The sequence below is a fragment of the Streptomyces zagrosensis genome (assembly GCF_014203645.1).
In the GTDB taxonomy this organism is placed as follows: domain Bacteria; phylum Actinomycetota; class Actinomycetes; order Streptomycetales; family Streptomycetaceae; genus Streptomyces; species Streptomyces zagrosensis.
Window position 1 is genome coordinate 156,008 of the sequence record NZ_JACHJL010000017.1, and the last position, 12,910, is coordinate 168,917.

Genomic DNA, 12,910 nt, shown 5'->3' on the forward strand with positions numbered 1-12,910 from the left:
CGGGGGCTGGGGAACGGATGGGGCATGGTGGCGCGTGCGGTCAGCGACCTCGGGCGTCCGCGAAGGCCAACACGTGAAGCCGGGTGGTGAAGTGCCAGTGCCGGGTCGCGACCGCGTCCGCGAGGACCCGTGTCGTGGCGGTGATCGCGTCCGCGGTGGTGCCCTCGGGCATCACCCACACCGGCGCCAGCCGGTGGGTGTCGGTCAGCTCGGCGATCCGGTCGAGGTCGGCCACCGTGGAAGCGACGAACTTGAACGCCGCCCGCCCGGAGGCCGCAAACGCCTCCAGCGCGGCGGGCACGATGCTCTTGTTCTCCCTCACGCCGAAGCTGGCGAGCTTGGGCGAGACGTTGAACCGGACCCCGTGAGCCACCAGTTCGGGAGCGGGCGCGATGGTGCCGTTCGTCTCGAACTCGACCCGCTTGCCGGCTGCTATCAGCCCCCGCACGACAGACACCAGCCGCGCCTGTTGGAGCAACGGTTCGCCGCCGGTGATCACGACCAGCTCGACCGGTGAGGACGTGGCCCAGGCCACCAGGTCCGCCGCCGTCCGCTTCGTTGACTCCTTGCGCGGATCGAACTGGGACCAGTCCCAGGTGTACTTCGTGTCGCACTTGGCGCAGGTGAGGTTGCACCGGGACAGACGGATGAACAGCGCCGGGTGTCCACAGCTCGGTCCCTCGCCCTGGAAGGTCGGCACCTCGACGCCGAAACACTCCGCGACGATCAGCCGCAATGCGGCATCGCTTGCCGCCGAGTTGATGTCGATCGGCTCGGAGGGGGTCACCGCTCCTCCACGTCGAAGCGGGCCCAGCTGCTCGCCGTCTCGCGGACCAGGACGGCGACCAGACGGCCAGGGATGGCGGGCTGCAGGTTTTGGATAAACCAGCCGGCCAGGAACTGGGCCAAGCGCTCCGAGGTCGGCTCGAAGGGAAGAATCTCGTGCAGGTTGTGATGGTCGAGTTCGGTGTTCAGGAACTCTTTGAACGGGGTGAGCGCGCCGAAGTCCGTGACGAAGCCGGGTTCCTCCAGGCAGAAAGCGGTCAAGATGACCTCGACCTCGTAGCTGTGGCCGTGTTGGCGGGCACACTTGTGCTCGGGTGCCAGCCCGGCAAGTCGGTGACCGGCCTCGAATCCGAACTTCTTGCCGATGGCGAAGGCCCCGGGCGGCAGCTGAACGGAATTGGGATGCATGATCTTCCTTCGTGGGTTGAGAGTTCGGAGACGGCGATCCGTGGGGAGTCCAGCGCGCGGTAGACGCTGCCCATCACGATGCAGTTGTGGCTGACTGACCGTCATTGCCGTTGTTGTGTAGGAACATTGACGGGCGTGCGCAATACCCGTCCGGTGCTCATGGGGACCGTGGCGGGCCAGGGCCGTGACGCAGGGGCGAAGGGGCGGGCAGTGGGCGGAGTCACCCGAGGTCGTCGCGCGGAGATCCAGCGGGAGGCATCCCGGATCCGCGCTCAATGCCAGCGTGACGGGCATACCCAGGAACGGATCGTGACCGCCCTGCGCAGGGCGTTGCCGGAGCTGACGGGCCTGGAGGCGTGGCGCCTCGCGCTGGGATGGTCCAGGCCCCAGGCGATCCGCGAGGTTGCCGCCGTCTACCGAACCGACGGGCTGCTGCCGGCGGGGCTGACGCCGGCCACGCTGTGCCGGTACGAGCACGGGCAGGAGGAGCCCGGGGACGAGTACCGCCTGATGATCTCCCGCGCGTACGGGGCCCGCCCCGACCAACTGGGGCTGGCAACACGCTGCCTGTGGTGCAGCACCTGCGCATCCCCGCCACCACTGCACTACGGTCAGCTCCAGCGCGAGCAGACGAACACCAGTCGAAGGGGATCCATGACGACCGCCAGCGGGCTGCCCGCCATCCGCGAATCCGTGCAGTGGGCCGTCTTGGACGCACCAGGAGGCTCCCGGGCCGTCGTCGCCCTGGCCGAGGCGGCCGTCGAGCACTACGCCCTCAACTACAGCAAGCATCCTGCGGCGGTCCTGCTCGAAGAGGTCCGAGGGAGCCGTAACCTGCTGTCCACCGCGGTGGCCGCGGCAGACCGCGAGACCGCTCAGGGTCTTCGGCGGCAGGTCGGATGGCTGTCGGCGCTTCTCGGCAACCTCGCCTACCACCTGGACGATCGCGCTGGTGCCCGAACCCATCTCACCCTGGCGGGCGCCCTCGGCGAATCCACCCAGGAGCCGGCGTTGACGGCCTGGGCCAGCGGGGCACTGGCCATGGTCGCCACCGCCCGCCAGGACTGGAACCACGCCCGCGGCCACGCCGAGTACGGCCTTCAACACGCCCCCCAGGGCCTGCGCCGCGCCCAGCTCCTGGGCTGGGCCCTGCTGCCCACGCTCGCTGCCCTGAAGCGGACCTCGGAAGTAGACGACGTCGTCAGCGAAAGCGACGAGATCATGCAGTCCGCCACGGAGTCGCCCGGCCGCTTCGGCTACGACCGCGCCGAGCACCGCCTCCACGTCGCCGAAGCCCATCTGACCCTGGAGCGCTACGATCGAGCCGCCGACGTGGCCCGCGAGTCCATCGCGTCCGCACCCGCCCACACACCCGGATGGGTAGCGGCGACCCTTGTCCTGGCTCTCGCCGAAGCCCGCGACACCCCCGATCAGGCGGCCGGCCGGGCGCTGGGCGTGCTCGACCTGATCCCGCCGTCGCGCCTGCGGGCGACCGCCCGGGGCCGCCTGACGCGGCTGGGGCGTCTCCTTGACGGTTCGACGCTCGCCCCGGCAACCGAACTCGCCGAACGCCTGCGAACCCTTCCCGCTCCCATCCGTCCCGATGGAACAGCCGCATAATTGCCATGGGGCCGATAGCGGCGCGCTGTGGGCCAGGACCTCACCTAGGCGACACACCACCCCGCCCGCACGGCATTTGACCACGGAGCTGGTGCCGTCGGAACAGGGCCGACAGCGGCGTTCGTCAGCCAAGTGGGTCCACTTTGACAGTCCGGTAAAACGCCGGCATGTGGCGCATCGGGGGGCGCAGGACACGGTGGGTCGCGTCGGCGCAGGACGGGGCTGTTTTGTAGTCACCATGAGAGTCGCCGGGAACGACACGGTTCGCCGCCGACCCACGAGCCCAGGTACGGGCCGTAGATCCGCATCACGTTCCTGCCGGCGCCCGGGCATCGTCCCGTCCGCACGTCGAATGTGCTGAACGTCGACCACCGTGAGCCCGGCCCTTGGCGATATCGGGTGTAGCGGATCAGCACGGTGATTGCCTGCCGCGCGCACGCTAGCCCGGCCCCCGGTTATCGAGAGGCGGCCGAGGGCGGGCTCCGTAGCCACCCATGTTGGGCTAGTTGGCATGGGAGTTTTGTGGGGTGGCGCATGCGGGGCGACCAGGCTTTTGACACGGTCGGCACGCGGTCCCATCCGTACGGCGATCATTCCTGCGCTCTCCTCTTGCTCTCGGCGGTGACCTCCCGCTGATGGGCACCTCCGCCGTTGCTCAGGGCGCGTCGGGACATGAGTCAAATGGCGGTAGCTGGTGAGCGGGGGCGGTGCGGTGTGGGTTTGTTCTCTTGGTCGCGGCGAGGGCGTGGCCGCGGGCGAGGCGTTGGCTGATCTGCTCGGCCTCTTGGTTTCGTCCGAAGGTTTGCAGGCAGTGGTTGTGCAGGAGGTTGTCCAGGGCGCGGTCGGTGTCGATGGTCTCCGCACGCAGGAGCTTTTTGTAGGCGGCGAGTGCATGGCGGCGCATGGCCCGGGGTGAACCGTCTTGGGCGTTGGTCAGGTTGTCGGCGAGGCGGGTGGTTTCTCGCTGAGTGTCGTGCGCCAGCGGCCCGCTGGCGGGTGTCTTTGGGCGGGACACCAGCCACGCCCGTCCCGCCTCCTGGCTTCCGAGGAAGCCGTCGGCGATGTCGAGGAGGTTGATGGCCGCTAAAACGTGCTGGTCTGTGTCGCGGGTGGTGGTGAGCTGGTGGGCGATGACGACGGAGTCGGCCGCCGCCACTTCCTCAGCGGCCTCCAGCACCGGGCCCTCACCCCATAGTCCGGTATGTGGCCGGTAGGGGATGAGTGTGATGTCGCGCAGGGCTCCGGTGGCGACGAGGTGTTCGGCCCATGTGCCGAGTTGCTGCACCGCGTGCCCGGCATAGGTGGGGTCGCACAGGCGAATGGTCAGCTCTAGGTGCGGGTCGCGCCCGTCGTGGGGGCGAGTCCACCACAGCGGTTGCCCGAGGTCGGCCAGCAGAGCGGGCAGGTGGTCGGTGATGATGTCTCGGCGGCCTTGGGCTGGACCGAAAAGGTGGGTATGGATATACCGGGAAGCCCCGGGCTGGTGCGCGGTGTGGTGGCTTGGCTGGGCCAGTGCCCGCACGTTGGGTGCGGTGCGGGCCGGGTGCGCCGGCCGTAGGAGTGTGACGATCTCGGCTGGTCTGCCGCACCAGCCGAAGGCGTCGCGTGCTGGAGCCTCCACGAAGTGCATCGGCCATGGGTTGTCGGTTGTTCGAGTCCGCAAAAGTGAGAGGTCGCCGGAGGAGTCGAGGTCCAGGCCGATGCGGTGGTCGAAGATTTCCAGCTGCACGTGTTGGGGGATATGCCGCTGGGTGCGCAGTGCCGCGAAGGCGTCGTGCCATTGGTCCATGCTGGCCCGGGGGCCGGGCAGATCGGTGGGAGTGATCTGCCACATCGCCGGGCTCAGCACGCTGCGCCCGGCCCGCAGGCGAGGTAGGACGGGAAGGCGGCCGGCGGCGCCCCAGTGCATGGGGCGCAGGGTTCCTGTGGGGCCGGTCATCTGCACCACCTGTCCGCGGACCAGCTCGTCCAAGAAGCGTGCAAGAACGGGTGTTTGGCACTCGATTTGCAGCGGTTGCATGCTGCTGGCTTCGATGATCTGCCCTCGGGAGCGGGAGAGTAGGTGGAGGACATGCCCATCGCACATCACGGCGAGGTCGGATAGTGCGATCAAGTCCGCGGCCGGATCGCGGTGCTCGGCAAGAGAGATGACCGCGGGCATCACCTGGGGGGTGCGGGCGATGTGCCCTGCGGAGGGGGTGAGCGCGGGGAAGGACAGCTGGGCGGGCAGCGCACCTTGGGTGCTTGTTGGGCGTTGGGCCAGCGTCCGCAGCAAAGGGCTGGTCGGCCGGGTCGTGAGCAGCGCGGCGAATCGACCCCCGCTCAGATGGCCCCATCCTCGCGACGTGCCGCGTACTGCGAGTTCGAAGTTGCCGTCCGTTAGGGCTTCGATGGTGGGGCTGTGCACTTCGGCGAGCAGCTCCAGGTGTGGGGGCAGCGTCATCTGGGACGGGTCGCCGACTGCGATGCGGTCGGCCAGCTGGTCGTCGAGGACGAGTTCGCCGCCGGTGAGCACGGCGTGCTGGGCGACTGTGAGGAGCACGGTGTCGCGGTGGCTCAGGGGGTGCGGGGCGGTGCCGGCCGTCGGGGTCCCGTGGTAGCCGCCGGGTAACCCTAAGCCGCAGGGGCTGGTCAGTTGGAGCAGCGGGACTTCCGCGTCAGGTCCGTACCGGTCTAGGAACCGGTCGCGGTAGGCGCGCCAGTGCCGCTGCCCGTAGGGCTCGGGGCTGATTCGAGCGAGCGTCTGCGCGGCTCGCTCCGCCTCCCAGGCCACCTCGCGGGGCAGCACCGCATCCACGTCCAGCACGGTGTCGAGCGCAATGGGCTGCGCCGCTACACCTCCGTGCGTGGCCATCCGTTCTTGGATGTGGGTACGCAGTGGCCCGCCGGATGCGGCGGGCGCTGTGTTGTGGTGGGCCATGAGCTGGTGGATGTCGTGGAGGTCGGCCACCAGCTCGGTGACCTCGGGCACCTGGTGTGCGCCCACGCGGACCAACTGGTCTAGGACGTAGCTGAGCGCGTCGGTTTCCGTGGCGGGCGGGTGCAGGCAGGTGGAGAGGACGCGGTGGGTGATCAGCTCGTCGAGCAGGCTCCGGACGGTGTCCGCCGTGTGCTCGGCGAACTGCGCCATGACTTCGTCGAAGAGGTCTGAGTAACGAACGGGGGAGGCGGCCAGGTCGATCAGCACGCGCACCTCTGGCTCCAGGCGCAGGGAGATTTCGTGCACCTCGGTGCCCGTCGCGTCCAGTTGGCGTGGTTGCCACGGCACGACGAGCCGCTCTGCGCGGCGCGTGGCGATGGTGGACGCTACGAGCCACAACTGTTCTCGGACGGGTGGGATCGACTCCAGTGTGCCGATGACCTCGGTCAGCCACCGGCTGTCCGCTCGCGCCACGGCCTGGTGCTCATCGCCCCACCGCACCTGCGGGTTCGGCCCGAATGCCGTTTCGGCAATTCCGGCGAACAGTCCGAATGGGGTCGCCCTGGTCGCCATGCGGTGGCAGTAGGCGGCGAGCGACAGCAGCATGCCGTGGGCGCGGTCCGCCTCGATGTCCTCGCCTGCGGTGAGGGCATCGAGGCTGTGAGCGAGCACCGGGCTGGCATGCCGCACCGCATCGCGTACGGCGGGCGACGCCCACGTGATCTGGGCCCACTGGCGCGCAGCACTGACACCCCACTGCGAGACATCGGCCAGGTCGGGCACCGGCGCGACACTCAGGCTTGAGGCGGGGTGGCACGTAGCCCGCAGCAGGGCGGGCTTGGCGCTGACGAAGCGCAGCCGACGACTGACGGCGTTCATGCTGTTCCTCCGCTCATGCACTGCTCGCCGCCCATGCTTTGACCGCTGCTCACGTCATCTCCCGGCTTGTGTCGAAGAAGGCTTCGAGAGCGTTGGCCGTTTTGGGCGCCACCACGTCGCGCACATCGACTCGTTGGAGAAGGCAAGGAGCCGTTTTGACCTTGCCTTCGGCCGCTTGTCGTGGATGCATTTCGTTCTGCGTGAGGGACCGAGGAAGGCTTGCTTGTTGGGGAGCTCGGTCAGGGTTGATGCTCATGGTCCTTGTCCGTTTTACGTTCTTGTCTTTTGTCGTGTGCCGATGCTTCGCGCTAGACGAGGCATCCACGCCGCGCGGGTGGGCAGAGGCCGCGTTAGGAGCGGGTGGTCAGTACGTGGTGAAGGCGGTCAGTGTCGAAGCGGTCGAGGAGCAGGCCGTGGTCGCTCGCGGTTTTGACGTCGTCGTCGGCGATCACTTCATGGCTGATGTGTGTGCTGGCCACGTCGTCGGTGGCATACGTGCGGTCCACCCGCGTACGCAGGCCCACGGGCGACCACCAGTTGGAGGTGGGAGCGTAAGGGTCGGGGGTGCTTTGTCCACGTGCGGCAGCGTGGTGTGCGAGCTCGCGAAATACGGTGCGCAAAATTTTGTCCGGGCGGGTGTCGGACACCCACTGGCCATCGCTCTCGATCGCACGGCACTGCCGCAGGCAGGGGTCTATCGCCGGGTCGGCCCAGTCGGTGTGCGGCACTTCGCCCTCAGCGGGGACAGGGTCACAGTTCGTGTCACCTCCGATGAGGGCCGACCAGCCCTTTTGCCCCAGTCGCAGGAGGTGACTGGCCTCGCGCCGCCGATCGATACTCGACCACGGGTCGAGATGGATGCTGGCGAGGGAGAGCTCGCGGCCGACGCCGCGCAGCCGGACCACGGGGTTGGCGATGGGGTGCCATGCGTGACGCTGCTCGTACTCGGCCTGGATCTCGAAGATGTTCGTATCGATGAGAACCGCGGTCGCGTGAGGGCTGTCATGGTGTGTGGAGGCCAGGCACGGTGTGAGGCCGAGGCGGTTAGCCTCGATCCGCAGCGCTCGATTCCCATCCTCGCTGGCACCTGTCTCCTCCTGCCTGAAGACAATGTGTGGGCGGTACTGAGCGAGAACCGAGCGCGCGAGGTCGCTGCGGTCGGGCCGACCGCGCCCGGGTCGGCCGTTGCGCGCCACATTCCACGTCAGGACACGGATCTCATCAGGTAACTGCTGCACATGTACTCCAAGGGGGGACGCGTGGGCTAACTAGCGAGGGCGCGGTGAAGCAGAGCAGGGGCGGTGCGGTGTCGGTGGGGGTGGAGGTGGAGGAGGTTGAGGCTGTAGCCGGTGGTGCAAGGGAGTAGGGCGTGGGCGGGCAGGGCGGCCGGGTCGGGGTGCGCGGGGTCGCACAGGGCGATCGAGCCGTCATCGCGCTGGCCGGTGAGCAAAAGGTAGTGAGCGCGGGTGGTTCGGGCGTGAGGGGCTTGGGTGATGACCAGGTGGCCTTCGCGTAGGAGGTGGGTGGTGGTGTCGGGGGTGAGGTCACTGTGGTCCAGGGTGGGTATGTGGTGGGTTTCGCGGATGTAGTCGGTCACGGCTGTGGGGTGGGGGCCGGTGGGTGCCGTGCTCGTGCCGGTGGTGAAGGCGTGGAATGCGCGGGCGCCGGTGAGCAGTGCCCACAGTGCGGGAGCGTGGCCGTCGCGGTGGAACACGGCCATGTGCAGGCAGGCCAGGAGGCTGAGATGGTCGTGCCATTTGCTGTAGGTGCGCTGGCCGGGGGCGCCTGCGGCCTTCCATTGGTCAATGGGGGGAAGGGTGAAGGGGGCGATGTTGTGGACGGGGCGGCGCGTTAGGGGGTTGGGCAGGCAGCACTGCCGCGGGGCCGGGAGGGGCATGGCGGTCTCCGAGAAGCAGGGGCGAGGCGGGTGGTTCACGCCGGGCTGAGGCAGGCGTGGTTGGTGGGGGCGCGGTGGGCCGGTGGGAAGCCGCCGTTCGCGCCGGTGCAAATCACGCCGATCAAGCCCGGAGGCAGGTCGTGGTCGTGGAGGACGGCTCCGGCCAGGGCTACGGCGCCTGCGGGCCCCGCGACGGTGAGGTAGTGCGTGTGGAGCCAACCCATGGCCTGGTGGATCGTGCGGGTGTCTGCGGTGACCACGGCCTGCAGCAGCCGGCGGTTGATCGTGAGGGCATTCCTGGCGGGTGGGCAGTCCAGCACCGTGGCCAGATCAGAGGGGGGTGTGATGGGCAGGAGGCGTTGGGCGTTGAGGGAGCGACTGGTGGCATCAGCGCTGACCGGCTCGACACCGAACACTGGAACGGGGTGAGGTCGGTGCGTGCTGGCGGCGATCACGGTTCCCGCGGCCAGGCTGCCGGTGCCGATGGGGACCACGATGGCGGCCAGGGACGGCATCGCCTGCAGCATCTCCCACGCTGCCGTGCCCGCCCCGTAGATGGCGTCCATGCCACCGGGTTCTACGGAGGTGAGTCCTCGCTGGACGCGCAGGTCGCGGGCCATGCGGGCACCGTTATGGGTGCGCGGATCGTAGGTGACGATGTGCGCACCCAGCTTGGCCAGGGCGTCTTTACAGTTTGTGAGATGCCAGGGAATGACGACCGTGGCGTGGACATCGAAATACAGGGCTGCCCATGCCACCGCCCGAGCCCAGTTGCCGCCGGTCGAATGGCAGATGACACCATCACGCCGTTTGGCAGGTGGCAGCCGCAGCAAGGCGGTGTACGCACTGCGTGCCGCGAAGCTGCCGCTCACCTGCATGTTCTCCGCCTTGACCACGAAACGACTTCCGAACGCTTCGTCATCGCAGCGCAGAAGCGGTGTGGTGCGCGTGACGGCCCGCAGGTCGAGCGCGGCTTCGCGGATCTGGAACTCGCTGAGGTCGCTGAGGTCGCTGGTGGGGTGGTCCATGGGTTCTCTCAATTTCCCCCGGCAGGCCGGAGGCTGGTGGGTTCTGGGCTCGGCGGCCTCGCCCGACCGACAGTGCCAGCAAATAGGGGAGTAGGCCGTCGAGGAGTTCGGTCCGCACGTGGCAGCGGGGCGCGGTGATGGTGCGCTTCGCACCCGCTGCGCGTGGGGGTTTCACCTCAAGGGGGCACCGCGGTCGGCCGCTTGGGCGGCGTCGCGGTGGCGTTGTGCCAGGGCCGGTTCGCCTATGTCCTCGGCGAGCGCGGCGAGCGCGCGGAGGATACGGGGGACCTCCGGGCGCACCAGTATCTGCTGCCCGGTGTGCCCGGTGTGCCCGGTGTGCCCGGTGTGCCCGGTGTGCGCGGTGTGCGCGGCTGCGAGGGCGGCGTTGAGACAGATACGGGCCTGTCCGACGGCGCCGGCGCGATGCTGGGCCTGACCGAGCAGACGCCACACCATCGCGCTGTACGCGGAACCCGCCCCGACTAGAGCGTCGCGTGCCCGCGTCAGGTGCTCCACCGCTACGTCGTGGTTACCGGCCAGGCTCTCGATCTCACCGAGAAGGGCGAACTCGCGGGCCGCCTGCCGCGCATCGCCGCCGCGCACCTCGATGGCCTCCCCCAGCAAGCGGCGGGCCTCGTGGTCATCGCCCAGCTCGTGGTGGACCAGGGCGCGCGAGCGCAGCACGCGTGCGATTCCAACCTGGTCCCCTTGCTCGACGCGCACTTCCAGGGCCTGGCCGAGCACCTCCAGCGCGCGGTGGCGGTCACCGCGCTGGCGCAAAACCTCACCCTGGCCGGTCAGCAGGCGCGCTTGGACGTAGCGGTCCTTGGCGCATACCGCGCTGTCGTAGCCCGACACTTGGCGGCGCCACCAATCCTCGGCGTACCCAAGGTGGGTGTACATGATCCAAGCGGCATCGGCGAGCTGCGCCGCCTGATGATGCAGGCCGCTCTCGGCGGCGACATCCTGAATGGCCAGCACAGTTTCCCGCTCCGCCTCCAGCCACGCCACGGCGGCGGCCGGACCAGCCACCTCGGGCTGGTAGGGGTTGGGGTAGGTGAAGGTCGGCGCCGGGCGCCGCCGCTGCGGGTAGAGCACGCGGTCGATGGTGTGGATGCCGGACAGGTAGTGATCCACCCAGATGGCTAAGATCTGCGCGCGCACAGCGGCGGACTGTTCACCGGCGAGGGTGCGCATGTGCTCGTGGACCGCGGTGTGCACCCGGTAACGCTGCCGGCCCGGCTGGCCGTCCGTGCTGAGCAGGTGATGCGACACCAAGGTCTGCAAGCCCTTGCGCAGTGCGAGATCGGGAAGAACGCGGGTGGCCACCGCGTGGATGGCCTCGTGATCGAGAACAGCGGTGGGGTGCAGGCCCAGGAGGCGGTACAGCCGCCGAACGTCCTCGGGCAGAGTGCCTACGGTTTGGGCGAGCTGGCCGGACAACAGATCATCATCTCCTGACAGTGCACGATCATCGGAGGGGACCGCGGCGGGTACCGTCTGGTCGGGGTGGGCGGCGGCGCGGGCGGCAGCCAATACCAAAGCCAGCGGCAGCCCCGCGCACTGATGCACCAGCGTGCAGGCCGCAGGAGCGGCTGTACGCAAACCCGGCGCCACACGAGTGATCAACTGGCTGGACGCCGAGGCGCTCAAAGGCTGCACAGGGGCCAGGTGTGCCCCATCGAGCACCAGGTCCGGTAGCGGGGCTCGGCTGGTGACCAGGCACAAACTTCCCGGCCCGGCTGGAATCAGGGGCCGCACCGCGCTGGCCGCCACAGCGTCATCCAGCAACAGCGCCAGGCAACGCTCGGCCGTGAACGTTCGGTACAAGGCGATCAGTTCGTCCACGGCGGTGGGCAGGGTGTGCGGTGGGGCGCCAAGCGCGCGCAGCAGTGAGGGCAAGATGTTGCGCGGTTCGCGGGTGGGTGCCGCGCTGTTCCCGCGCAGGTCTACGTGCAGCAGCCCGTTGGGGAAGGCGCCGGTGGCGTGGCGGGTGTGGAGCCAGTGCGCGGCCAGCGCGCTCTTTCCCACCCCGCTGGGCCCGGACAGGCCCACCACCGCGTAACCGTCGCGCAAGGCGGCATCGAGACACTCGTGCAAGTCCTCGCGGTCGGTGAAGTGAACGAAACGCGGCGGGAGTTGGCGGGGCACCGGCCACAGCGCGGGCGGCGCGGAGTGGATGGTAATACCACCGTGGACCGTGCCGGCCTGCACACTGGGCCCATACACAGCGCCCCCCGAGACGGTGTTGCTCACCGCCGTGCCCGTCTCACGCGCGTGCGCGGGGCTCATGAGGCGCCAACCCGGGCCAGCCACTGGTGCGGGTGCGCGATCTCCGCCTGGTTGGGACCGAGCTCAGGGCGACTCCAAATACGATTGACCTGGTGCAGCTCCGTGTCGACCTCGCGGAAGAAGGCGGCGCCTTCGCTATAAGCACGCTGTTTGTTCGCCCGAATCGCGCGAACAAGGGGAAACGCCGCGCGGCGCTTATAGCGATGGCTGCGCGGCGCCTGCGCATCGTCGATAACTGTTCCAAACACGATCTCGGTGACGCGCTGATCGGCCCACCTGGCATGGCCTTCGGCGATGTGATCGCGCGCCAGATCACCGATGCCGTGCAGGTGGGGCAGCAGCGTGACCCACCGGTGATCCCCACCGATGGCCACGTCCTGCGCGTGGTGCACTAGCTCATGCGCCACCATCTGTCCCATTACCTGGTGGTCCGCCAGCAGACCGGTGTGACGCAGGGCTTCCGCGCTCACCAGCGTCTCGCTCCTGCCGGTCGCCCCGGTGACCGTCAACCCCATCGCCATAATCCACATCGCCCGCAGCATCACCCGGTTGACCTTGGGGGCCGCACGCAGACGGGACGCCTCGGCAGGTGGGCATTCCGCCAGGTCATGAGCACACACCCGAGCCACGCTCGCGACAGCCTCCGCACGCCACACCGCGGGGGTAAGGATGCGAAAGACGGGCTCCACCGGCAAGGTCAGGCCAGTGATCTTCTCCACTAGTGGACCTGCGGTCTCGATGAGATCGTGCAGGCGAGCGGCCAGGTTTTCCTGCTGGTGCGTCTCATCACGGACAACCGGACGTATCATGACTCTCTTTTCGCGATTTCGAATGTTGATGAGTTGATCCAGGTAGGCAGGTAGGGCAGGGCCCTACCCACCGGAACTAGGGGAGCGCTGGCGTGCCGTGGGGGTCAGGGCCCCGGTCGGCGGCCCCTGGGCGGGGATGTAGTCGGCCTCCTGGGCCGCCTCGCACTCCACGAGACCACCGGGCGCAGCAGCCCAACTGTTCGGTCACGGGCCGCCTCCCAGCAGGTGCAGAGCCTCTGCGGCCTCACGACGGGCTGCGGGCGCCGGCTGC

At 68.8% G+C, this 12,910-nt stretch carries 10 protein-coding genes; 1 reads left to right on the plus strand and 9 read right to left on the minus strand.

The annotated features are described in order from the left end of the window. Positions 1 to 40: 40 nt before the first annotated feature. Positions 41 to 787 carry a 7-carboxy-7-deazaguanine synthase QueE gene (locus tag FHS42_RS27505; protein WP_184576580.1) on the minus strand — a complete coding sequence of 249 codons (747 nt, stop codon included), beginning with the start codon at positions 785 to 787 and terminating at the stop codon, positions 41 to 43. Beyond that, positions 784 to 1,194 carry a 6-pyruvoyl trahydropterin synthase family protein gene (locus FHS42_RS27510; RefSeq protein ID WP_184576582.1) on the minus strand — a complete coding sequence of 137 codons (411 nt, stop codon included), beginning with the start codon at positions 1,192 to 1,194 and terminating at the stop codon, positions 784 to 786. The genes FHS42_RS27505 and FHS42_RS27510 overlap by 4 nt, the downstream gene beginning before the upstream one ends. A gap of 309 nt (positions 1,195 to 1,503) precedes the next feature. Between FHS42_RS27510 and FHS42_RS27515 the strand changes: the two genes are divergently transcribed. Continuing rightward, entirely contained in the window at positions 1,504 to 2,814 is a 1,311-nt protein-coding gene (locus FHS42_RS27515; RefSeq protein WP_312867059.1) for a helix-turn-helix domain-containing protein, read from the plus strand. A 655-nt stretch (positions 2,815 to 3,469) separates the two neighbouring features. On the opposite strand, the gene FHS42_RS27520 is transcribed toward FHS42_RS27515, so the two are convergent. From FHS42_RS27520 to FHS42_RS27550, 7 genes are all read right to left on the minus strand, one after another. Beyond that, positions 3,470 to 6,613, minus strand: a complete 3,144-nt coding sequence (locus FHS42_RS27520) for a lantibiotic dehydratase (protein ID WP_184576584.1) — start codon at positions 6,611 to 6,613, stop codon at positions 3,470 to 3,472. Positions 6,614 to 6,662: 49 nt separating this feature from the next. Continuing rightward, positions 6,663 to 6,869 carry a hypothetical protein gene (locus FHS42_RS27525; RefSeq protein WP_184576586.1) on the minus strand — a complete coding sequence of 69 codons (207 nt, stop codon included), beginning with the start codon at positions 6,867 to 6,869 and terminating at the stop codon, positions 6,663 to 6,665. A 94-nt stretch (positions 6,870 to 6,963) separates the two neighbouring features. Then, the gene (locus FHS42_RS27530; RefSeq protein WP_184576588.1) at positions 6,964 to 7,851 is read right to left on the minus strand and encodes an endonuclease/exonuclease/phosphatase family protein; all 888 of its coding nucleotides are present in this window, start codon (positions 7,849 to 7,851) and stop codon (positions 6,964 to 6,966) included. A 26-nt stretch (positions 7,852 to 7,877) separates the two neighbouring features. Continuing rightward, positions 7,878 to 8,510: a hypothetical protein gene (locus FHS42_RS27535; RefSeq protein ID WP_184576590.1), complete on the minus strand. Its 633-nt coding sequence runs from the start codon at positions 8,508 to 8,510 to the stop codon at positions 7,878 to 7,880. A gap of 35 nt (positions 8,511 to 8,545) precedes the next feature. Next, positions 8,546 to 9,538 carry a threonine ammonia-lyase gene (locus FHS42_RS27540; RefSeq protein WP_184576592.1) on the minus strand — a complete coding sequence of 331 codons (993 nt, stop codon included), beginning with the start codon at positions 9,536 to 9,538 and terminating at the stop codon, positions 8,546 to 8,548. A gap of 171 nt (positions 9,539 to 9,709) precedes the next feature. Further along, positions 9,710 to 11,830 carry a tetratricopeptide repeat protein gene (locus tag FHS42_RS27545; protein WP_184576594.1) on the minus strand — a complete coding sequence of 707 codons (2,121 nt, stop codon included), beginning with the start codon at positions 11,828 to 11,830 and terminating at the stop codon, positions 9,710 to 9,712. Next, positions 11,827 to 12,639 (minus strand): zinc-dependent metalloprotease, encoded by an 813-nt coding sequence (locus FHS42_RS27550; RefSeq protein ID WP_184576596.1) that lies wholly within the window; start codon positions 12,637 to 12,639, stop codon positions 11,827 to 11,829. Before FHS42_RS27550 ends, FHS42_RS27545 begins: the two co-directional genes overlap by 4 nt. Positions 12,640 to 12,910: the final 271 nt, after the last annotated feature.